A 20,931-nucleotide genomic window follows, 5' to 3' on the forward strand; every position below is an offset into this window, starting at 1 on the left:
GTATAAAATACAAAATAATTATCGAACGCTCACTTTCCAGGCAATGAGTATACATCCTGGCCAGGATCGGCCGTTTTACAAACAAAAACGAGCCCGAATGGGCTCGTTTTTTACTTTATGTGACTTACTGCACTGCCACAATGCAGTCGTTTTTCACTTCCAGCTGAATTGTTTTCCCAGGAATCAGCTCCCCGGAGAGGATTTGCTGAGCCAGCGGGTTCTCAATTTGCTGCTGGATAGCTCGTTTCAGCGGACGTGCACCGTATACAGGGTCATAACCGTTCTCGCTAAGCAGCTTCAGCGCTTCATCAGAAATATGCACGCCATAACCACGCTCTTCGAGACGTTTGTACAAACGCTGCAGCTGAATCTGCGCAATAGAAGCTATATGACGCTCACCCAGCGGATGGAACACAACGACTTCATCTATACGGTTAATGAATTCCGGACGGAAGCTTTGGCTTACCACACCGAGAACCAGATCTTTCATATGACCGTAATCCAGATCGCCAAAGCGCTCCTGAATTAAGTCCGAACCAAGGTTCGAGGTCATAATCACCACCGTATTGCGAAAATCGACGGTTCTGCCCTGCCCATCGGTCAGACGACCATCATCCAGCACCTGCAGCAGGATGTTAAATACATCCGGGTGCGCCTTCTCGACTTCATCCAGCAAAATCACCGAATAAGGACGGCGACGCACGGCTTCGGTCAGATAACCGCCTTCTTCATAACCGACATAGCCCGGAGGTGCCCCCACCAGACGGGATACGGAGTGTTTCTCCATAAACTCCGACATATCGATACGCACCATCGCATCGTCGCTGTCGAACATAAAGTTAGCCAGCGCTTTGCACAGTTCTGTTTTCCCTACCCCGGTTGGCCCGAGGAACAGGAACGAACCAATCGGACGGTTCGGATCGGACAGCCCCGCACGGCTACGGCGAATAGCATTTGATACGGCCTCCACGGCTTCGTCCTGACCAATCACTCGCTGATGAAGCTCTTTCTCCATACGCAGCAGTTTGTCACGCTCACCTTCCAGCATTCTCGCTACCGGTATCCCGGTCCAGCGCGCCAGCACTTCGGCAATTTCCGCATCCGTCACCTTATTACGCAGCAGACGCATAGTTTTGCCTTCGCTTTGGGTTGCCGCCGCAAGCTGTTTTTCCAGCTCGGGGATTTTCCCGTACTGCAGCTCGGACATCCGCCCCAGGTCGCCTACCCGGCGGGCCTGCTCGATAGCAATTTTCGCCTGCTCCAGCTCGGCCTTAATAGTTTGAGTCCCGGACAGCGAAGCTTTCTCTGCTTTCCACTCTTCTTCCAGCACTGAATAGTCGCGCTCTTTCTGCTCCAGCTCTTCGTTGAGCATGCTGAGGCGTTTTTGGCTGGCTTCATCCGACTCTTTCTTCAGCGCCTGCTGCTCCAGCTTCAGCTGGATGATGCGGCGGTCAAGGCGGTCAAGCTCTTCCGGCTTGGAGTCAATCTGCATACGGATACTGGATGCAGCTTCATCAATAAGGTCGATGGCTTTATCCGGCAGTTGACGGTCCGCAATATAGCGATGAGAAAGCGTAGCCGCCGCAACGATCGCCGGGTCAGTGATTTGCACATGGTGGTGCAGCTCATAGCGCTCTTTCAGCCCGCGCAGAATCGCAATGGTGTCTTCAACAGAAGGCTCGGCGACGAACACTTTCTGGAAACGGCGCTCCAGCGCGGCATCCTTCTCTATATATTGACGGTATTCGTCAAGCGTAGTCGCCCCTACGCAGTGCAGCTCGCCGCGGGCAAGTGCCGGTTTAAGCATGTTACCGGCGTCCATCGCGCCGTCTGCTTTACCTGCGCCAACCATAGTATGCAGCTCATCAATAAACAGGATGACGTTGCCTTCCTGTTTTGAGAGATCGTTCAACACCCCTTTCAGGCGTTCTTCGAACTCACCGCGATATTTCGCACCGGCCACCAGCGCCCCCATATCAAGGGCCAGCACCCGGCGACCTTTTAGTCCCTCCGGCACTTCACCATTGATAATGCGCTGAGCCAGTCCTTCAACAATGGCTGTTTTACCGACGCCGGGCTCACCGATAAGCACCGGGTTGTTTTTGGTACGACGTTGCAATACCTGAATAGTACGGCGAATTTCTTCGTCGCGGCCGATAACCGGGTCCAGTTTGCCCTGTTCGGCACGCTCGGTTAAATCGACGGTATATTTCTTCAATGCCTGACGTTGGTCTTCGGCACCCTGGTCATTCACGCTCTCACCTCCACGCATCTGCTCAATAGCGGCGGTAATATTTGCTGTCGTTGCGCCCGCCGATTTCAGCAAGTCCGTCAGCGTACCGCGCGACTCAAGCACGGCCAGAACAAAGAGTTCTGACGAGATAAAGTTATCGTTTCTTTTTTGTGCGAGCTTGTCACACAGGTTCAGCACGCGCACCAAATCCTGAGAAGGCTGGACGTCGCCGCCGGTACCTTCTACCTGCGGCAGGCGGCTGAGTGCCTGTTCGATTGCGGTACGCAGCTGGCCCGCATTAACCCCGGCAGAGGTCAGCAGCGGGCGCACGGAGCCACCTTCCTGATTGAGCAAGGCGCTCATCAGGTGAAGGGGTTCGATGAATTGATTGTCGTGCCCAAGTGCAAGAGATTGGGCATCGGCGAGAGCAAGCTGGAATTTATTGGTAAGACGATCCAGACGCATAACTCCTCCCATAAACAGGTCAAATTTGCTACTGGAGATTAAATGAGGTCATCCCTCAATTATTCAAGGTTAATGACCTGAAATATATGAAGCGTGAGCTACCCGCACTGGATCGTCTTGATTCAAGAGGTTATATCAGCCAAATGAAACTTGCCATACGCCCCGTGGTTCTGTCGCGACGATATGAGAAGAAATCGCCACTTTCGGTCCAGGTACAGCGATCGCCGCCATACACCTGCGTGACGCCCACATTGGCCAGCCGCTGGCGTGCCAGCAGGTAGATATCAGCATAATACTTTTCTCCGGCAGCGCGAAAAGCGGAGGCCGCTTTTTCGTCCTTTGCCATAAAGGCTTCGCGCACTTCCGGCCCGACTTCAAAGGCTTGTGGGCCGATAGCGGGCCCCAACCAGGCACGGATATTTTCCGGGTTATCCTGAAAACAGGCGACCGTCTCTTCAAGTACGCCGTCACACAGCCCACGCCAGCCAGCATGAGCTGCCGCCACTTCTGTCCCGGCAGCATTACAGAACAATACCGGCAGGCAATCCGCCGTCATCACCGCACAAACCGTTCCGGGCGTATTGCTATAAGAAGCATCCGCTCGTTTTGAGGCATACGGTTCGCCCGCCAGCTTCAATACCGCTTTGCCGTGTACCTGTTCAAGCCAGACCGGCTTCGACGGCAGACCGGCAGCGGCATAAAACAGCCGGCGATTCTCTTCAACGTGCTCTGGGTTATCACCGCAGTGGGCGCCCAGGTTGAGTGAATCATACGGCGCTACGCTTACGCCGCCGATGCGGGTTGAGCTGCAGGAAGCAACCCCCTGAGGCAGGGGCCACTGCGGGACAATCGTTTTGCTCATAGCCAGTCCATTTGATCCTTGTGGAGTTCGGTATCGGCACGCAGGGCTTCGATAAGGTCAACCATATCTTGCGGGATCGGCGCGCTCCACTCCATCAGAATCCCGCTGATTGGATGGTAAAGGCGCAGCATGGTGGCGTGCAGCGCCTGGCGATCGAACTTGCGCAGAATGCTGACAAACTCATCCGACGCGCCTTTTGGCGGACGCGGACGGCCACCGTACAGCTGATCGCCCACCAGCGGGTGGGTGATGTGCGCCATATGCACACGAATCTGGTGAGTACGGCCGGTTTCCAGACGCAGACGCAGACGGGTGTGTACACGGAAGTGTTCCATAATGCGGTAATGAGTCACCGCCGGTTTGCCCATCGGATGTACCGACATATGGGTACGCTTCGTCGGGTGACGGCTAATCGGCTCTTCCACCGTGCCGCCGCCGGTCATATGACCAATGGCAACAGCCTCATACTCACGGGTAATTTCACGCAGCTGCAGCGCTTCTACCAGGCGAGTTTGCGCCGGAACGGTTTTCGCCACCACCATCAGGCCAGTCGTGTCTTTATCGAGACGGTGAACGATCCCCGCACGCGGCACGTCAGCAATTGGCGGATAATAATGTAGTAATGCGTTAAGCACCGTGCCATCAGGATTACCTGCGCCCGGGTGAACCACCAGGTCGCGAGGCTTGTTGATAACCAGAATATCTTCATCTTCATAAACGATATTCAGCGGGATGTCCTGAGGCTCCCAGCGAACTTCTTCTTCGATTTCAGCATTGATAGCCACGCTTTCGCCGCCCAACACTTTTTCTTTCGGCTTGTCCCAGACAACGCCGTTGACCGTGACCCGCTGGTCAAGAATCCATTCTTTTATGCGCGAACGCGAATAATCCGGGAACAATTCGGCCAATGCCTGATCTAAGCGTTGACCCAGTTGTGAATCGGACACCGTTTCGGTGAGTTGTACTAGTTGTGCCATAGACAGCTTCTTTCGTTAACGTTGGGTTTTACGGCAATGCCGTTTAATATAATGTGCTATTGTAGCTGGTCTTTATCGGGAGCCGGAACACCGAACTCTCCCGGAAATAACATTACTTAGGAAAGTCAAACGTCATGACGCGCATGAAATATCTGGTGGCAGCAGCCACGTTGAGCCTGGCTTTGGCTGGTTGCTCCAGTTCCAAGGATGAGGTTCCTGATAATCCGCCTTCTGAGATCTATGCGACTGCCCAGCAAAAGCTGCAGGACGGTAACTTTAAAGCGGCGATAACGCAACTGGAAGCGCTGGATAACCGTTATCCGTTCGGCCCGTACTCTCAGCAAGTGCAGTTGGATCTGATTTACGCTTACTACAAGAATGCGGACTTACCGCTGGCTCAGGCGGCGATCGATCGCTTCATGCGTCTTAACCCGACTCATCCAAATATCGACTACGTGCTCTACATGCGCGGCCTGACCGACATGGCGCTGGACGATAGCGCACTGCAGGGCTTCTTCGGCGTCGATCGCTCCGACCGCGATCCGCAGCACGCGCGCGATGCATTCAACGACTTCTCGAAGCTGGTGCGCGGCTATCCAAACAGCCAGTACGTTACGGATGCGACCAAACGCCTGGTGTTCCTGAAGGATCGTCTGGCGAAGTATGAGCTTTCCGTGGCGCAATATTACACGAAACGCGGCGCATGGGTGGCAGTAGTTAATCGCGTTGAAGGTATGCTGCGCGATTACCCTGATACTCAGGCAACTCGCGACGGGCTGAAACTGATGGAAAAAGCCTACCGCGAAATGCAGATGCCGGGCCAAGCTGAGAAGGTAGCGAAGATTATCGCCGCCAACAGCAGCAACACCTGACAGGTCAAACGGTAAGAAAAACGGCAGCTTCGGCTGCCGTTTTTTTATCTGCCGACGCAAAAACTGAAACGGTTTAGCGTCAGGTCATCCTATCAAATATGGACGTGATTCCCGATTACTACAAGCGTTAAGAGCCGATATCCTGTCTTGCCTCACAAAAAGTCTTCGTTGACAAAAAGTGACAAAATAACGTGATCTTAATCACACATTTTGACATTAAGAACGGTATGCTGGAGTTACCAAGACGGCAAAGACAAGAGGTAAATTTATGACAATGAACATTACCAGCAAGCAAATGGAAATCACCCCAGCTATTCGCCAGCATGTCGCCGACCGTCTCAGCAAACTGGACAAGTGGCAAACTCATCTAATTAATCCACATATCATTTTGTCCAAAGAGCCTCAGGGTTTTGTGGCTGACGCCACGATTAACACACCGAATGGGCACCTTGTAGCCAGTGCCAGACATGAAGATATGTATACGGCTATCAACGAATTAATCAGCAAACTGGAGCGACAATTAAACAAAGTGCAGCACAAAGGTGAAGCACGTCGCACAACAGGTTCAGTGAAAGACGTGTCCTTCGCAGAAGCAGAAGCCGACGAAGAGTAGTCCGTTACTCTCCTTCCACTTACCCTAACGCGCCTCCGGGCGCGTTTTTTATTGATGTAGTACTATGAAATAAAAGGATTTTTTTCATACGACGTCCACAAATCGACCATATCAACCAAATAGCCTAATTATTCGAGGCTATTTTTTTTGCCTAAAAAGATGACCACAAGCCTCTCTCACAAATTATCGGATGGTATAATCGCCAGTGTATTCAAATTATTACCTATCGAATGCGCCCCACTGTTAATTATTATATAGATACTTGTTATCAAAATTAACACAACTAATCTGGCAAGGTTTAAGTACTATGAAAAAAATTATCAAATGGATTTTTTATATATTTATAGCTCTGATGGTTATTGGTTTCATTGTAGGAAAAGATAAAAAACAGACTGCCGCAGAAACAACAACTGAGCAGTCAGCTTCCTCTGTAGTAAAAGATAAACCTGTGCCAGCGGCGCCACAGCAGATGGTTCTCAGTACTACAGCAACCAAGCTATTCAATGCATATGAAGAAAACGAAGTGGCTGCAGATGAACAAATGAAAGGAAATCTAATTGAAGTTTCTGGAGTGGTTCAATCTATTGAAAAAGACTTTACTGATTCAATCATTATTCAGTTAAAAACTTCTAATGAATTTATGCCGGCAAGCATGACAATGGAAGATAGCGAAAAAAGTACAGCATTAACTTTGAGAAAAGGAAAAAAAGTAACAATCACATGTGAGAAAATGGCCAGGGTAATGGGTTCTCCATTTGGTCGCAGTTGTGTTTTCAATAAATAGTTATTTCTCATATTAAAATGGGCCTCGCTTTTGGCGGGGCTTTTTCATACCGATCAACCCTATTTCCCCCTCATCTATCAACCGTGATATCAAATGGTAACAAACATGATGCTCACCCTACCCCTTTTTTGAGTCGGTCATCGGAAAACCATCACAACCGTCACACTTCCTCAAAACACCCCATAACCACATGAAATAATTAACGAAAAGTTGTGACGGTAAAACCATCACAAACCGCAACAGAAACCGTCACAGAAAAAATAATTCTTAAAATTCATATAATTAAAAAATGCATATGTGATCATTATAAACCGTCACACCGTGATGGTTTTGTGATGCTTTTGTGATGGTTTTCATTTCTTAATTTATTTATATATATCATATAGATAATAATACTTTTTAAACCTTGTGACGTTTGTGACGGTTTTCCGATGCCCCCCCTCAAATTTTGAAAATTTCGCTTTTGGCTAGGTTTCACCCTGAATTGTTGGTTGTTTTGTATGTGTAGGTGTTGTGGGTTAGTTATGGTGATATCGGTGTGTGATGTACATGTGCAGCGCAAGGCTGACAGTGCAAGTCATTGCAATGGCGTAAAAGCTACCAAAAAGACGCAAACCCGCACCAGATAAGGCTTTGCCAAACTAAACCATGAGCGATCGCCAATAATATCCGGATGTCAGAAACTCACGAAAACCTCATAACTCATTGTTATTCTTTGTGTTGATTTTCATCCCCGCAATTTGGCCTGCCCGCTCAACTGAAATCCACTGAAATTCATTACATTCTGTGCAATTACCATTTCTCACGTAATCCCCAGCACTGGCGCGGTCTGCAGGGGTCAATTGCAAGAATCCCCAACTGAAAAAACTTTATGACGCAAAGAGCGCAGGCGGGTGCGGTGTAGCGCGGTTTCCGTGATGCGATTCGCTCCGTGGGTGGCTGCGGCTGCGTTTCTGCGGGCCGCTGCTGTGACGATCCTTTCGTGTCTATGCGTTGACGTGGTGGCGCTTTTGCGTGGCCTGTGGTGCGTTCTGGGGGCTGTATTTGAGGTACAAAAAAGCCCGCGCGCGGCGGGCTATCTCATGGTGCTGGCAGGTCAGGCAATGAAGCCTTTGTATTTATTCTTTGTTGCTGTTGCAGCCGTGGCCGCTGTCGTGAAGTCGGCGGCATTCGTCGGTGCGCCAGTGTTCTGATGCGTATGCGCAGCACAGAGCGTAGCCACCTGCTGCATCAGATCGATAGTTTCCAGCATCATCTGCAGGGTGTTCACTGATTCACTGCCTATATGAACCGTTGGCCCCATCACCTGCTGCCCGCCGGCGGCAACACTCTTACGCAATCCCGCTATCTTCTCAGTCAGCGCCGCACATTCTGTGGTGATGCTGCCGGTGACTTTGGCTGACTGATTGCCGCCGACTTCTGTCGTGGCGTTCTGCGCCACATGTGCGACGTAGTTTGCCTGGGTGCCGATGGCGTAATCACCGGTGCTGGCCTGTTGAATCGCACCGGCCATTAACCTTGCTGGCCCCATCACTTTGGTTGTATCACCGGCGTGGATAGTCGTATCACGCTGCGTGATGGTGCGGCTTTCCGTGTCGGCTTTAACCTCACGGTGCATGGATGATTCCGCAATCGTCTGGTCAGTGGTGCGCTGCATATGCCCTTCAACGGTGACGCGCGTTGCCACGCCTTCACGTTGCTGCTGCAGCTGCTCGCCGGGCTTCACATTCGGCAGGCTGGTGCCGTCCGGTAACGTCTGGCGAATAAAGGGCTTATCCGGGCGACCATCCATAAATGCCACTTCAACCAGTGTCCCGACCGGCGGGAACTGGAACATGCCGCTGTCATGGCCAGCCATCGGCACCGGCACCTGGACCGCTTTATAAACCGGTGTATCTGTTACCGGGTTGCCGTCTGCGTCCTGCAGCTGCAGATCCACGGCATAGCGTGGCCGAAACTCGTTAGCAATGTTGCCGCTGCTAACCGGCTCTGAATGCGCAATCACCCGCGCAACACGGGGAACATGCAGCCCGCCAGCAATCTCCGGACACACGGCCTCCAACTGGCGACGTATCAGGGGTTTGGTTAACGGGTTGCCGGCGGCATCAAGCGGCGTCCATGTCAGCATCATGTCATCGTTCATCAGCCCGACTTTCGTTACCCGCTGGCCATTCACCATCGCACCCGGGCGCAGTGTCGGCACCATCGGGATGGTCATCGTATCGCCGGCGGCTGATGCCTGGCTGAACTCATGCGGAATATCGACCGGCTTATTTGCCAGTAAGCTGTGCGCATAGCTGCCGGTGAACATGTCGCCATCAGGCAGCTGATACCAGACATAATCAGGAATACTGAAGGATTTTCCCAGAATGGCCAGCAGCTGCCAGCCAGTGCCGGCGTGGGTGAAATGGGCTATTGGTCTGTCGGTGTAGTCGGCGTTAGCGGGAAGCGTGAACGCCAAACCAGTATGGTTTCCCAGCCATTCGGTAACGATGCGTAAAGTAGGGTGCTGGAATGAGCAGGGAATTGGCTTATCAAGTTTACCCGCCAGCTCCCGCACAAACAGTTTTGCGCAGCCGTTCTCTGCCGGCTGCGACCGCTCAACATACCCGGTAAACCAGCGATACATCATATCCGGGTATCCAATATCAAGGCGCACCAGTTTGCCGGTGTAATCATCACTGGTCACGGCGGTAATAAAACCCCTACCACCGGATGACATTTCCAGTACCAGATTGACATCAGACAGGGGAATTTCGTCACCAGAAAGATAAAGACGTTTAATTGGACGCATTAATCCACCACCTTACCAAGCGCATTATTGACGGGGTTCAATACCTTGCTTTCAAACCACGTCAGCTTCTGATCGCTTTCTTTCGCGGCGCTGCTGCTTGCGTCATCGCCGCCAGCTGATTGTTTTGCCGCTGCAGTACCATTTCGGGAATCGTTTCGAGCCTGACGTTTTTCCGGCACGCTGTGTTTTTCACGCAGCGTAAACTGCACACCCCAGGCCATTTTTCCATCCTGTTCCTGCGCCTCCAGCTTGCCCGCAAAATTGACCTGGCGAATGCCTACCGTGTTTGCTGTCAGGTTAGCCACACGGTAAAGCGCCAGCTCTCCACCGGCTGTCGTCGCGCTGGCCAGTGCAAAAAGACGCTTCAACGTTTTTTCTTCAGAGAATGGGATCACTCCACTTACCTGCAGCTCCTTAGCTTTAATACCCTGCTCTGCTCGGGCCGTGCTCGATGTCTGCCCGGACTGGTCTTTATCCTGATACTGCATCCCAAGCGTGACGCGCAGATTTTTCATAATGATGGCCTCGCCATCGAGAGCCAGAATGATGTTAGCCAATCATTGCCTCCAGTGCGCTCAAATCACTTCCTGTGAAAAGAATGGCTGCAGTGTGTACCGCATCCGGATGGGGCAGGTTTTTTACCAGTTCCACCGCTGTTGTCAGCGCCGGCCCCTTCATATTGAAAAACCACGCTTTCGCCGTTTTCCCCTGCAGTTCCGTCATTGCGCTTGCGATGTCTGCCAGTGCTGCGGTGCGCTCCTGAAGAAAACCCGCCAGCCCCGTGGTTATCGAACTCACACTGGCATCTGCGGCCGCTTCCAGTTTTGCGGCCTCAATGCGTGCGGCATTCAGTGCCTGCCGTGTCGTTTCAGTTGCGACGGTAACAGGAGCCGGTAACACGGAAAGCACATCAGGTAACTGCATTTTCACCTGTTCAAGCTCACCAAATGACTGCGCCAGCCGGCGCACCTGTTTCAGCTCCGGCATGGGCAGCACTGAAGCGACAGAATCAAGGGATGAAAGCAAATCGCTGTGCGTGTTTTCACACAGCATCATGATGATGTTGTGTGAGCCGGCCCCCTTCTCCAGCAGACGTTTACCCAGATAAGAGACAGCATTTAGCGGGCTGAGATATCCCCCTGACTGGGTATGCTGCCCCAGCTCAGGTACCCAGGGGTGCGCAGGAATAACACTGCAGGATAAAGCGGATAACTGAGAGGGAATGCGCAACGTAGCCTGTGACCATGACATTACGGGCGCTCCGGCCAGGCAACATCTGGTGCGTGAGTGACATCAAGCTGGCGCAAATTACTGCGGTATTCTCTCAGTTTTGCCAATTGAATTTCTTCATCTGGTGTAATGTCACCATCCTGCTGAGAATCCACCAAAGCATTTATACCTGATGATGCCCATGCCATTTCACTGTCACGTTGAGCACTGGCAAGTGAGACATAATCTATTGCTTTTCGGGTCACTGAACCGTTACTGAATATCCAATTGCCATCAGCTTTGATTTCAGATGAAAAGCTTTCTTTGTCAATTTCGATGACAGAACAATTTAAGGGAAATAATTTGCTGACATCACTATCCATAGCAACAATGACACCTTCATTATCATACTGAATTTTCACTGTTTCAGTGTTAAATGAAAGCTGCCTTATATACCAGTCAACACCATTTTCATCATGCAAGAACAGGATATTATGAAGCCTTGAAAGCTCGTCTTGCTCAGGCGTGAGAGATAAAGTTAATTCAAAGCCTTTAAAGTGTTCCATTGTTATGCCCCTACGACCATCCATGAACCATTTATATTGATTTGCAGTGTCCGGCGATATGCGGTATCGACAGATTCATTTCCATCATTTTCAACGCCCGTAATGACATAACCCACCTGATCGCGATAACCAGTGCCCCTCCAGATCGGAGCCGACTCTACGGCACCAAACCTTACGCCCTGGACAAAGTAGCTGCTAACCCATGCCGATGTAGCATAAGAGCTTAAATCCTGCCTCGGTGGAGGATTGTTGGAAGAATAAACGCGAACCTGCCCGCCTGACTCAAACACTCCGTTTGTCGCCACCACATTACCAGTTGCGGCTATATTCCCTGATGGATCAATGCTCATGATAGTGCGCCCATTCAGCGCAACGATAAATCCAGCCGCCCCGTAACCTGCATCACGTGCAATGCCGAGATTAATTTGGTTTCCATACCAGTGAAATTCCGCACCTGAAACAATAGAGCCGGCGGCACCCTGAGCGCCGTAAAGTGCAGCCATATTGGATTCAAGGGGAATTATTTCAACACGGCCAAATTTGTACGTTTTATTATAATCCCCGCCCTGTATAGATACCGCCCCTACATCAGCGGGTGCAATCACAATATCTGCTGTGCCATCAAACAAATGGCCAGCAATCTTTCTTGCCTGGCTGAGTTTTGTGGCAGATACAGCGTTACCCTTTTCAGGTAATGCACCGACTTCCTCCGGTTTGGGTTTATGTGCGGTATTATATGTCGTCACCCACTCCCCCCAGCCCCCCACCCAGCGCTGCCTCGTTGCCATCTCTCCTCTGTGCGTTAAATAGATTTGTGTCAGAGCAAGCGTATCGACAAAAACGAGAAGACAACCATATGAGTACAAAGGAGTGCCGTCAGGGTAAGTCGGATAATTAGTAAATCCAGATGCATCCGCAGCAGCAATGTCATAAAACCCAGTCCTGTTTATGGTGTTTAAATCAGTGCCGGCGGGAACATTCATCACGGCTGTGGATAACATCACATTTTCAGACAGTGGAATGGCTCCTGAAGCAATCCCCACATCACGTAAAGCCGCACTTTTTAATTCCAGATTTTGACGGGCTTCAGCCACGTTCACCACATCTGATAAATTATTTTCCTGTTTCAGAAATGCGATATTTTTTCGCAGATCCGTAACAGAACCATCAGCATTAATCTGAGCAATGGCGAACACGTAATGTTTTACGTCATCTTTCACATAATCAGCCAGAGCATCTACCACTGAAAATGCAGTGGTCACCTGCCAGACACTGGTCAACGTACCTTTCCAGCACACATCTACCCAGACTTTTACCGGTTTTGTCGCCACGGTCAGCGCCTGATCGGCTAGCAATTCACTGCGCAAGCCACCGACATATCCGACGCCTGCCGAAACGCTGTAATTATTCCCGCTACGCTTAACCAGAAAGCCATCACGGATAAATGCCCCCAGCCCGTATATATCAACATTCTCAATTCGCTGACGCTCATCCATCCCGGCAAGGCGAGCAGTAAAATCAATCTGCCAGGTTCCTGCCGGCGTGGTGATTTCAGTTTGTTTTTTGGCCCCGTCATATTCCATCAAAAACGAGCGCGTCAGCACGTTCCCCTGTGTACCAGCGGCGTTTTTAACTTTCTGCTGCACGGGGGCATGCACAATCATGGCCAGCGTATTGCTGGTTTTATCTCTAAGTCCTACCCAGTTAAAATCAAAATCACCGACATCCGCGCCCAGCGTGACGGAATACACCACGCCATTAGCATTCACTACTCCCGTTTTCGACACAGCAGTACGATGCACAATCTGCGCCGTTGTGGGCATTGCTTCAGCCGGATCGATAGGGTCTGTAATGTTCAGATTAGGGACATTGGCAAACACAAATTCATCCAGTACCACAGGGGTATTGGCAGCGGCCTGCTGCGCTTTCAGCGCTTCAAATGCCGTGGTGATAACGGTCTGTGACATATTTTCTTCCCTGAAGTCTTATTTTGATGCGGTATAAACCACGTAATCACCGGTGAACCATCCGGCACGAACATCCAGTTCGTTAATGGTGATCACCTCATATTCATAGCGACGACACGTGCGGCCATATTGCCGGATAATTTCCATCAGCAACGCACCATTAGCCGCAATCTGGCCATCGCTGACCCGGATGGTGATAACGTCCCATTCCTTATCTGCCTGGCGTTCCTGCAGTTCCACATAGCCGATACCCAGCCGATGGAAAATTTCGATGAACCCCTCAACGCTGCCAGCATCACGCGCATTTATCCAGGCATAAGCCACGCGCTTCCGGAACAAATCCAGCGGCTCACCACTGAAACGGGTGATGTCACGTTCCCATGCCAGCAGATTCAAAATGGCTTCCGGACATGTCAGGGGATCAAATTGTTTTGATGGCCATGACAGCCAGTCATACAACCATTGCCAGAATTTTTTGCAGGCGGCCAGCAACTTTGCCAGCTCGCCTTTGTCCATCCAGAACGGTAATTTCAGCTTAGAAAAATCAGGCATCTTTGAGTTCCACCGTTAGCGTCGTGAGGCGTGGCACTTCCAGCTGGCTGGTGATGTCCTTTATCGAAAACTCCACTGAATCAATACCTGTAAGCAGTTCGTGTAACTCACTCCCCAGCTGCGAGAATGAAAAACGGGAATACGGCCATGTTTTCACAACATCCCAGGCGGTATTTTCCCGAAACGCGCAGCGGATGAGGCTTTCAACGTCGCTTTTCAGCTGCACCTGTCCTTCGGTACCAAGATTTGTCAGATTCACGACATACACCGTTGCCGTCAGATCACGATGAGTTTCTGGCATGGCCATACACTGCATATCATCACCGTGACCGTGATGGCCCTGCGTATTGATAAAGTCATTAACAGCGTCAATAAAAGGCTGCGAGGCCTGACCGCTGTCGAGCAGCAAATACGCGTTTGCCGTTCCTGGCCCACGCGGTGCGTCATGTTTAAAGAAAATGCGATCCACAGACAAACCGGCCTTCGCCGCAATCATGCTGCGGTAAATGGCATCAGTATGGTAATTCCCTACCAGATTGAACTGATTGCGGCAGCGCTCGCGCAGCTCGTCATCTGATTCATCATTGCCGCCAGGCTGCGTTAACCAGTCATCCTCTGTCACCGCACTGGCGATACCTGACACGGCCACCGGCAAAATACGGAAATAACCCGGTGCAAGATTCCATGCAGCACCCGCGCCGGTCGCCTGAACGGGTATCAGTGCTGAAGTCACATTTGCCGGAATGACAGTATTGGTCATCACCGCCAGCTGATAGATAACGCCATTGATGCGCTCAGTCTGGACAATGGTACCGGCGGGAACCGTAACGGCCTGACCTGCTGTTGACTTAGTAAAGCGCACGACACCCTGAGTTGCACTGGCAGGTTTTGGCGTGACATTCAGCCCCCACGCCAGCAGTCGCAAAAGCGAGCCGCTCGCAGTGGCCACAAACATATTGGCCATCACAATATTAATCAGCGCACTGATGATCCACATCACCGGCGTAGTGATTAATGCCGTGACCAGACGCCAGAAAGGTGACATACGGGAGGTATTTGTCACAAACCCCTCGGCTTTCACCAGGCGGTTAAATTCCGCTTTTACTGCTTCTTCAGTGACCGGCATTCCTGCATCCTGCAGGACTTTTTCAAAATCAGCCTTCGGCTTTTCCATAATCCACTCCCTCGGATAGCGGCCCAAAATCATAGGTGTCACCGGTGATAAGCAGCCTGATCAGGCTTTCTTCTTCCACCTCGACTGTTCCCGGAACAATCCGTTCATCACCTTCAACCAGCAGGATTATCTGGGTGAAAATGTCGCTGCGCAGTGTCGGGCTGCGCTCTGCAATTAACGCTGTGGCCAGACCGCTTTCCATCACGGAATGCACCAGGTCCTGCCCGATGCTGTAGCGGTTATTGCAGGTCATTGGCTCGTTGCCGGCATTCAGCACGATATCGCCGCCGGTGATGAGTAAATCTATAAATAAATCACTCATCCCTGCGTTTCCTGCCATTCACGCAGTTGCGTTGGGGTTGGCATCTGCTGCACCTGAATCGTCGTTGAACCAAAGGTTTTACGTTGGTCAATCGTGGTCTGGCCACCGGTTACCGCACCGCCCTGCAGGACACCTTTACTACCCACCCCAGGTACATTCCCGCCAGTGAGCAAATCCGGCGAAAATGACGCCGGAGACGTGGCTGCGCCTGGTGCAAATCCCGGCCCGACCCCCGAGCTACCGAGGCTTTGTGTCTCAATATTTATACCCGGCAACATATTCAGCTTGTCGACTATCCACGACCAGGTATCCGAAAACATTGATTTCACGGCATCCCATAAACCCGCAAACATATTTCCGATACCCGTCACAGCGCCCTGCATAGCGCCCAGCGGTGAAATACTGGTGAACTGCTGACATAACCACTGCCAGCCGGCCACGATGATTTCCCATCCGGACTGGAATGCCGCCTTAACCGCATCAAAATGGGTGATCAACATGTACGCCCCGACCGCGAGTGCGGCAACAACCGCAATGACGGCTAGGATGGGCCAGAGCAGCGCATTTGTGGCAATTGCTGCGCCGCCGGTGGCGATGCTATAAGCCAGCATCGCACCGCGCACAAACATCATCGTGGCCTGATACGCCAGCATGGCTTTGTTGCACAACCAGACACCTGCGGTATAGATGAGCATCGGGAACGTGATAACAGCCCATGCTGCCCGCATGCTCAACATCACCAGTTTGCTGATACCCATTACCAGATTCAGTGCAGCCCCTGCCGCTGCCGCACCCAGAATCGCCATGACCAGTATGCCAATGGATTTGGTGATGTGCGGAAAGATGGCCTGCCAGCGCATAAACTGTTTGCCCGTATCTGCCACACCATTGAGCAGCGGATAAATTGTAGGCAACAAAGTATTGCCAATGACAATACGAATAGCATCCATGTATGCCGTCAGGCGTTCCCACGGATCAATCATGTTTTTGGCCATGTTGACGGCGTAGTCCAGGCCTTTCGTGTTGCCGATGGCGCTGATGTTTCCCTTCAGCGTATCGGTGTTATTAATAAGCAGCTTAATCATGGCCACCGCTTCATCAGAGCCGAATGCCTTTTTGATGAGATCGGAATCAGCCACTTTGCTGAGGTCGCCATATTTACCCCGGATCAAGTCCAGGATCTCAGGCGTACTTTTCATTTTCCCGCTGGCATCAGTAAAGGCCAGCCCCAGCGCTTTTTGAGCACCGCCAACACCGGCGAGGAAGGATTTGTATTTGGTGCCGGCTTCAGAGCCTGACATGGTGGACTGCAGCTGGCCCAGAATGGCGAACTGTTCAGATACACCCGCACCTGAAGATGTCGCAGAGGCTCCAAGCGCTGTGAATGCGCCGGCCATTTCATTACCGGATGTTTTGAACATTTTCACCGCAATGGCGGTTTTGCCTGCGATATCTTCCACCCATTTGGCATTGCCCATCGCTGCGGCATCTTTGGTAAAGATGCCATACATGGTGCCCATATAACTGGTGATGGTGCCGGCATCTGCTTTGGTCGCTTTGGCCAGCACGTTGGATGCATTGGTGAATGCCGCAAGGTCATCACCGGCAAGGCCGGAAATAGCAGACTGGATATCGTAGGAGGATTTCACAAAATCGGTGGCGCTGCCGCCGTAGGCAATCGAAAAACTCATGGCGGCATCGCGCAGGGAATTAAGCGCGTTTTCAGCTGTGCCCAGGCTGCGCACTTCGCCCAGCGCCATATTCATTTCATGCGCCGGCTGTAGCACCGCTTTAATGCCCATGCCGACACCAAACAGACCCGCACCGCCCACGGCAATGTTGCTGAATGCCTGAGTAGATTTACTGGCAAAGCCTTTAACCCCGGCCTCTGCCTGCTTGAGAGGTCGGGTGATTTTATCAATCAGTGCAAGGGTAAAGTCGAGTTGTGCGCTCATTTGTCACCGTTTAATGCCAGCGCAATTCCACCTGCAGTGGCCTTGCGCAAATACTCCCAGTGACGATTATCCAGCCAGATAGCCGCAGCGATGCTGTCTGGATCGTCGCCTTCCCCTGGCAACCAGTACCGGCGCATTATCAGATACTGCTCCAGCCCGTTCTGCTCAATAGCGCGAACCCGCGCCGTTAGTTTTTTACTTCGATTTCCAGCTCAGGCACAAACTGGTCATTAACCTTTGCAGCCAGCTGCAGTGCAGCGCCCGGTTTCGTCAGTAATGCGTTCAGCGCCTCTTTTGATTCTTTATCAACGATGCGGCGCAGGTAGTTATGAGCCGGCGCAATCTTGTTGTCTGGCATCATTTCGTTTACGAATTTGTTGTAATCCTGCATGGTCGGTTTAAACGTCAGGTCAGTACCAGCTACGCCCAGGACGATAATTTGTTCTTTACTCATTGTTCGCTTTCCTTCGCAAATAAATTTCATTAATAAGAGTGTTATGCCTGGCTGCACACACAGGGTAAATATCCTGATAAAGCAATAAAGCAGCAGATAAATCAGTGCCGGCTTTCCCCAGCAGGCGAGGCAGTTTTTCCGGACACTTTGTCAGCAGATTTTCCTGATAGTGCACGTTCTGCAGCACTGGCTGCATCGTTGTACATCCGGACAAAATCATCAGAGACGCAAACGTTAGTGAAAACCGGCTTATAAATTTCACGGCGTATTTCATTTGGCTGCGCATTCTTCAGCCCTTCAATTTTTGTTTCCAGCTGGCGTGCTGAATCCGCTGCAATCACAACCAGTTCATCACGCAGTTGCTCACCTGTTTTTTGTGCTGTGGTATTGATGGCCAGCTGCACAGAATCCCGCTCCCATCCCCGGCAAAACCAGCCGGCGGCCAGACCAATGATGAGCGCCCAGAGTGTTGCGCGGCTCATTAACGCAGCTCGAAATGCGGACAATCCCAGTTGTCATTGCCCACTTCATGGCCGTCACCGTTGAAATCACCACCCCAGCGAATACGAATGCCCAGCTCGTCTGCTGCCTGCTGCATGGCATGGTGCACCGGGATAAATTCAGAAGCTTTCCAGGTGCCGCCGACCGGGAATAAATCCACCGCCAGCCCGTCCTGATGTTTGCTGTGGGTGACTTTGGTTTTGCGCTCTGCATACAACTGGCGCTGGCGTTCTGCCGTGCGCAGTCCTTCGATAATGGTAAAATCTACCGTCGTAAGCTGCAGCGCACGACGTACCACCGCAACCAGCGATGGGTTTACACCGCGCAGGTTGTCTTCGCTACGCTTGCCAAATACAAATCCATTGCTCATTCGCTATCCTTATTTTTACGACGAAACCAGATTTCCACAGCCTGATGCCCACCAATCCCCAGGGCAGCGCCCAGACCGATAATGAGTAGCGGGCTTGCGCCAGGAACCTGCAGTAAAACGGCACCTGCAGCCACAGATGTCAGACTGCCGATAATCACCCTTGAAAAAAACAGGCGCGGGGTAATCGGATCACTGCCATCAAGCATCTTTCCCAGCGAGGCCAGAAAGCCAATGGCCATCAGGGTATAAAGCGTTTTTTCATGTTCCTGCATGGCTCACCCAATCAGATTGCGTACATCGTCGGCAGATAACACTGGAACGCCGTTGATTTTCACAAACTCCGGGTCGGTCACGATGAATTTTGCTTTATGTGACATGGTGGAGCCGCCCTTTGGATCGACATCCAGAATGGAAGTGATCAGCAATTTGCAGCCAAACGCCTCCACTTTCAGTTCTTCGTCACCGGCTTTTGCATACCACATCACGTCAAACGTCGGGATGCCACGCCATGAACCTGCACGAGCAGCAATAGGTGTCAGCTGGTCTTTCAGTACGCGAGAAGAAAACTCCACCTCGCCATCTGCGGCCACATCACCCGACACATAGCCATCAGGCACACCGCGCGTCTGTGCGGCGGCTGTGTTGTCTGTTAAATCGAGTGAAATTTTATCGAAATGGATCAGTTCACCGTCAAAACTACAGTCAACGGACTGACCAGAAATGCGCTGACTCATCAGGCATTACCTCCCTGTAAACTCAAATCGAGCATCACTGACGCTTTAATACCTTTCGGGCATTCGTAGGTGCGCACGATGATGTAAATTTCCACCTGCGTTTTGCTGCGCCACAGGATCTGGACATCGCCATCTTGTGGCGGCACAACTTCACCAGGGAATGTGACACCCTGAATCCGCATCGTGCGGGACATTTCACGCATTGGGCCGGCGAAATACTGCTGATGTGATGCAATGCTGGTCGGCGTCGAGTTCAGCGAACGGTCGGCAATTTTCGCAATGGCCAGCAGGCGTACGCGACGACAAACCTTGTCAACGACACGTTTGTTTTCAATGGCCTGATAATCACCACCCTCGGCATCCAGCGTGATGCCATCAGACCAGTAATAACCGTCATAATCCGGATACCACATCGGTACACTGAATCGCGCCTTACTGAGCGCCTGCAGCGTATCCAGCCGCATCTCGTTACCGTCTTTATCAACGGGTTTATTACCGGTACTGTTCAGGCCAACGACAGGCCCGGTTTTCACCCGTGCAGGACTGTCTGCGATGGTCACTGCGCGATTACACAAACGACCGACATAAACGCCAGGCTCTGCGCCAAACAGTCGCGGGATGAGAGTGACGCCCCCATCAGCAATACCTTGCTGATATGCTGTGACACGGGCAAGATAATCCGCCCAGGATTCGGTCTTCTGAACCCCCTGCACTGACAGATAGACATGAATCCATCGCTGGTAGATGGCCAGCACATCCGCAATCAGCGTCCCCGCCAGGGCGATAGCATCTTTAGCTGCAATATCATCGCAGACCACGACACCTTCGACCGAGCAGACAGCCTGTGCAGCCCTCACCGCATCCGCGAATGATACCGATGGATCAGAGTCATCCAGTACCCAGACATACGCAAACCAGTTCTGGCCAGCATTACGCATCGCAGCCTGCAGGTCATTTTTTAGTGCGCTGTCGGCATCACCCAGCAGTTTGTCAAAATCGGTCTGGCTATTAACCGGCAACACTTTGCCAGCATTTGGCACAGACGCCCCCGCATGACCAGGCGTGACTGAGGCACCAGCAGCCGTAGTCAGTTTTAATAAGGTGCTCAGGTCAGTCCCGGAAGCGCCAGCTGTCGCAACCGTCAGCGTTGCGGCCGCACCCGTATTCAGCGTGGTCACCACAAAACGACTGTCTGAGTCACTCCATGTCACTGTTGCCAGCGCGCTGAGTTTTGCCGATACAGCCGTGGCCACTTCAGCAAGCGTTGTCACTGCTGATAAATCAACAGCACTGACGTTTTTTACCGTGCCGTTAATGGTCAGCTTGAATGCGCCATCAGTAACAGCAGTGAATTTGGTAATGGTTTTATCGCCAGTTGCCAGCACCCCGCCACTCAGCACGGCAGCAGTAGCAGCACCGCCGGTGGCTTTGAGCGAACCGACAAACAACATGACGCGCTCAATTTCGTTCGTTTCGCCCTGCAGCTGATTAAGCTGATTGACGTCTACAGTTGGCCAGGTCATCCCT

General features: G+C 51.7%; 22 protein-coding genes. 3 read left to right on the forward strand and 19 right to left on the reverse strand.

What is annotated here, in order from left to right; genetic code table 11:
- Positions 1–124: 124 nt before the first annotated feature.
- From clpB to rluD, 3 genes are all read right to left on the reverse strand, one after another.
- On the reverse strand, positions 125–2,698 hold the full coding sequence (clpB, locus tag HMPREF0201_RS16205) for an ATP-dependent chaperone ClpB (RefSeq protein WP_039898672.1): 2,574 nt from the start codon (positions 2,696–2,698) through the stop codon (positions 125–127).
- A 130-nt stretch (positions 2,699–2,828) separates the two neighbouring features.
- Positions 2,829–3,560, reverse strand: coding sequence for a purine nucleoside phosphorylase YfiH (gene yfiH, locus HMPREF0201_RS16210; protein ID WP_016537839.1), 732 nt, complete (start codon positions 3,558–3,560; stop codon positions 2,829–2,831).
- On the reverse strand, positions 3,557–4,537 hold the full coding sequence (rluD, locus tag HMPREF0201_RS16215; RefSeq protein WP_016537840.1) for a 23S rRNA pseudouridine(1911/1915/1917) synthase RluD: 981 nt from the start codon (positions 4,535–4,537) through the stop codon (positions 3,557–3,559). The genes yfiH and rluD overlap by 4 nt, the downstream gene beginning before the upstream one ends.
- Before the next feature lie 134 nt (positions 4,538–4,671).
- Here rluD and bamD point away from each other — a divergent pair, with 134 nt between their 5' ends.
- The 3 genes from bamD (at position 4,672) to HMPREF0201_RS16230 (ending at position 6,806) form a co-directional block, all read left to right on the forward strand.
- Complete coding sequence (gene bamD / locus HMPREF0201_RS16220; RefSeq protein ID WP_016537841.1) at positions 4,672–5,409, forward strand: outer membrane protein assembly factor BamD; 738 nt, start codon at positions 4,672–4,674, stop codon at positions 5,407–5,409.
- Positions 5,410–5,677: 268 nt separating this feature from the next.
- Positions 5,678–6,022, forward strand: coding sequence for a ribosome-associated translation inhibitor RaiA (gene raiA, locus HMPREF0201_RS16225; RefSeq protein ID WP_016537842.1), 345 nt, complete (start codon positions 5,678–5,680; stop codon positions 6,020–6,022).
- Between the two features lie 307 nt (positions 6,023–6,329).
- Positions 6,330–6,806, forward strand: a complete 477-nt coding sequence (locus HMPREF0201_RS16230) for an OB-fold protein (RefSeq protein WP_016537843.1) — start codon at positions 6,330–6,332, stop codon at positions 6,804–6,806.
- A gap of 1,096 nt (positions 6,807–7,902) precedes the next feature.
- On the opposite strand, the gene HMPREF0201_RS16235 is transcribed toward HMPREF0201_RS16230, so the two are convergent.
- From HMPREF0201_RS16235 to HMPREF0201_RS16305, 16 genes are all read right to left on the reverse strand, one after another.
- The gene (locus HMPREF0201_RS16235; protein WP_016537845.1) at positions 7,903–9,600 is read right to left on the reverse strand and encodes a phage baseplate assembly protein V; all 1,698 of its coding nucleotides are present in this window, start codon (positions 9,598–9,600) and stop codon (positions 7,903–7,905) included.
- Complete coding sequence (locus tag HMPREF0201_RS16240) at positions 9,600–10,157, reverse strand: baseplate complex protein (RefSeq protein ID WP_016537846.1); 558 nt, start codon at positions 10,155–10,157, stop codon at positions 9,600–9,602. Before HMPREF0201_RS16240 ends, HMPREF0201_RS16235 begins: the two co-directional genes overlap by 1 nt.
- Entirely contained in the window at positions 10,150–10,851 is a 702-nt protein-coding gene (locus tag HMPREF0201_RS16245; protein WP_016537847.1) for a hypothetical protein, read from the reverse strand. The genes HMPREF0201_RS16240 and HMPREF0201_RS16245 overlap by 8 nt, the downstream gene beginning before the upstream one ends.
- Positions 10,851–11,375, reverse strand: a complete 525-nt coding sequence (locus HMPREF0201_RS16250; RefSeq protein WP_039898675.1) for a tail fiber assembly protein — start codon at positions 11,373–11,375, stop codon at positions 10,851–10,853. Before HMPREF0201_RS16250 ends, HMPREF0201_RS16245 begins: the two co-directional genes overlap by 1 nt.
- A gap of 2 nt (positions 11,376–11,377) precedes the next feature.
- Complete coding sequence (locus HMPREF0201_RS16255; RefSeq protein WP_016537849.1) at positions 11,378–13,342, reverse strand: phage tail-collar fiber domain-containing protein; 1,965 nt, start codon at positions 13,340–13,342, stop codon at positions 11,378–11,380.
- A gap of 18 nt (positions 13,343–13,360) precedes the next feature.
- Positions 13,361–13,894 (reverse strand): phage tail protein, encoded by a 534-nt coding sequence (locus HMPREF0201_RS16260; protein ID WP_016537850.1) that lies wholly within the window; start codon positions 13,892–13,894, stop codon positions 13,361–13,363.
- Complete coding sequence (locus HMPREF0201_RS16265) at positions 13,887–15,071, reverse strand: baseplate J/gp47 family protein (protein WP_039899400.1); 1,185 nt, start codon at positions 15,069–15,071, stop codon at positions 13,887–13,889. Before HMPREF0201_RS16265 ends, HMPREF0201_RS16260 begins: the two co-directional genes overlap by 8 nt.
- A complete protein-coding gene (locus HMPREF0201_RS16270; RefSeq protein WP_016537852.1) occupies positions 15,049–15,390 on the reverse strand; it encodes a DUF2590 family protein in 342 nt (113 codons plus the stop codon). The genes HMPREF0201_RS16265 and HMPREF0201_RS16270 overlap by 23 nt, the downstream gene beginning before the upstream one ends.
- Positions 15,387–17,345 carry a phage tail tape measure protein gene (locus HMPREF0201_RS16275; protein WP_016537853.1) on the reverse strand — a complete coding sequence of 653 codons (1,959 nt, stop codon included), beginning with the start codon at positions 17,343–17,345 and terminating at the stop codon, positions 15,387–15,389. Before HMPREF0201_RS16275 ends, HMPREF0201_RS16270 begins: the two co-directional genes overlap by 4 nt.
- Complete coding sequence (locus HMPREF0201_RS23210; RefSeq protein ID WP_016537854.1) at positions 17,342–17,482, reverse strand: DUF6890 family protein; 141 nt, start codon at positions 17,480–17,482, stop codon at positions 17,342–17,344. Before HMPREF0201_RS23210 ends, HMPREF0201_RS16275 begins: the two co-directional genes overlap by 4 nt.
- A gap of 50 nt (positions 17,483–17,532) precedes the next feature.
- Complete coding sequence (locus HMPREF0201_RS16280; protein ID WP_039898678.1) at positions 17,533–17,799, reverse strand: putative phage tail assembly chaperone; 267 nt, start codon at positions 17,797–17,799, stop codon at positions 17,533–17,535.
- 101 nt (positions 17,800–17,900) lie between these two features.
- On the reverse strand, positions 17,901–18,281 hold the full coding sequence (locus HMPREF0201_RS16285; protein ID WP_016537856.1) for a hypothetical protein: 381 nt from the start codon (positions 18,279–18,281) through the stop codon (positions 17,901–17,903).
- Positions 18,281–18,670 (reverse strand): M15 family metallopeptidase, encoded by a 390-nt coding sequence (locus HMPREF0201_RS16290; protein WP_016537857.1) that lies wholly within the window; start codon positions 18,668–18,670, stop codon positions 18,281–18,283. The genes HMPREF0201_RS16285 and HMPREF0201_RS16290 overlap by 1 nt, the downstream gene beginning before the upstream one ends.
- Positions 18,667–18,942: a phage holin family protein gene (locus HMPREF0201_RS16295; protein ID WP_016537858.1), complete on the reverse strand. Its 276-nt coding sequence runs from the start codon at positions 18,940–18,942 to the stop codon at positions 18,667–18,669. The genes HMPREF0201_RS16290 and HMPREF0201_RS16295 overlap by 4 nt, the downstream gene beginning before the upstream one ends.
- Positions 18,943–18,945: 3 nt before the next feature.
- A complete protein-coding gene (locus HMPREF0201_RS16300) occupies positions 18,946–19,404 on the reverse strand; it encodes a phage protein (RefSeq protein WP_001549518.1) in 459 nt (152 codons plus the stop codon).
- Positions 19,404–20,927 carry a DUF2586 family protein gene (locus tag HMPREF0201_RS16305; RefSeq protein WP_016537859.1) on the reverse strand — a complete coding sequence of 508 codons (1,524 nt, stop codon included), beginning with the start codon at positions 20,925–20,927 and terminating at the stop codon, positions 19,404–19,406. Before HMPREF0201_RS16305 ends, HMPREF0201_RS16300 begins: the two co-directional genes overlap by 1 nt.
- Positions 20,928–20,931: the final 4 nt, after the last annotated feature.

The sequence above is a fragment of the Cedecea davisae DSM 4568 genome (genome assembly GCF_000412335.2).
Taxonomy (GTDB): Bacteria; Pseudomonadota; Gammaproteobacteria; order Enterobacterales; family Enterobacteriaceae; genus Cedecea; species Cedecea davisae.

Bases quoted from the DNA above. Each gene is read 5' to 3' on its own strand.
- HMPREF0201_RS16230 (WP_016537843.1), top strand. From the start codon at position 6,330: ATGAAAAAAATTATCAAATGGATTTTTTATATATTTATAGCTCTGATG.
- HMPREF0201_RS16305 (WP_016537859.1), bottom strand. From the start codon at position 20,927: ATGACCTGGCCAACTGTAGACGTCAATCAGCTTAATCAGCTGCAGGGC.
- HMPREF0201_RS16245 (WP_016537847.1), bottom strand. From the start codon at position 10,851: ATGTCATGGTCACAGGCTACGTTGCGCATTCCCTCTCAGTTATCCGCT.
- yfiH (WP_016537839.1), bottom strand. From the start codon at position 3,560: ATGAGCAAAACGATTGTCCCGCAGTGGCCCCTGCCTCAGGGGGTTGCT.
- HMPREF0201_RS16295 (WP_016537858.1), bottom strand. From the start codon at position 18,942: ATGCAGGAACATGAAAAAACGCTTTATACCCTGATGGCCATTGGCTTT.
- clpB (WP_039898672.1), bottom strand. From the start codon at position 2,698: ATGCGTCTGGATCGTCTTACCAATAAATTCCAGCTTGCTCTCGCCGAT.
- rluD (WP_016537840.1), bottom strand. From the start codon at position 4,537: ATGGCACAACTAGTACAACTCACCGAAACGGTGTCCGATTCACAACTG.
- HMPREF0201_RS16275 (WP_016537853.1), bottom strand. From the start codon at position 17,345: ATGAGCGCACAACTCGACTTTACCCTTGCACTGATTGATAAAATCACC.
- HMPREF0201_RS16290 (WP_016537857.1), bottom strand. From the start codon at position 18,670: ATGAGCAATGGATTTGTATTTGGCAAGCGTAGCGAAGACAACCTGCGC.
- HMPREF0201_RS16300 (WP_001549518.1), bottom strand. From the start codon at position 19,404: ATGAGTCAGCGCATTTCTGGTCAGTCCGTTGACTGTAGTTTTGACGGT.
- HMPREF0201_RS16285 (WP_016537856.1), bottom strand. From the start codon at position 18,281: ATGAGCCGCGCAACACTCTGGGCGCTCATCATTGGTCTGGCCGCCGGC.
- raiA (WP_016537842.1), top strand. From the start codon at position 5,678: ATGACAATGAACATTACCAGCAAGCAAATGGAAATCACCCCAGCTATT.
- HMPREF0201_RS16280 (WP_039898678.1), bottom strand. From the start codon at position 17,799: ATGAGTAAAGAACAAATTATCGTCCTGGGCGTAGCTGGTACTGACCTG.
- HMPREF0201_RS16235 (WP_016537845.1), bottom strand. From the start codon at position 9,600: ATGCGTCCAATTAAACGTCTTTATCTTTCTGGTGACGAAATTCCCCTG.
- bamD (WP_016537841.1), top strand. From the start codon at position 4,672: ATGACGCGCATGAAATATCTGGTGGCAGCAGCCACGTTGAGCCTGGCT.
- HMPREF0201_RS16270 (WP_016537852.1), bottom strand. From the start codon at position 15,390: ATGAGTGATTTATTTATAGATTTACTCATCACCGGCGGCGATATCGTG.
- HMPREF0201_RS23210 (WP_016537854.1), bottom strand. From the start codon at position 17,482: ATGCGCCGGTACTGGTTGCCAGGGGAAGGCGACGATCCAGACAGCATC.
- HMPREF0201_RS16255 (WP_016537849.1), bottom strand. From the start codon at position 13,342: ATGTCACAGACCGTTATCACCACGGCATTTGAAGCGCTGAAAGCGCAG.
- HMPREF0201_RS16250 (WP_039898675.1), bottom strand. From the start codon at position 11,375: ATGGAACACTTTAAAGGCTTTGAATTAACTTTATCTCTCACGCCTGAG.
- HMPREF0201_RS16260 (WP_016537850.1), bottom strand. From the start codon at position 13,894: ATGCCTGATTTTTCTAAGCTGAAATTACCGTTCTGGATGGACAAAGGC.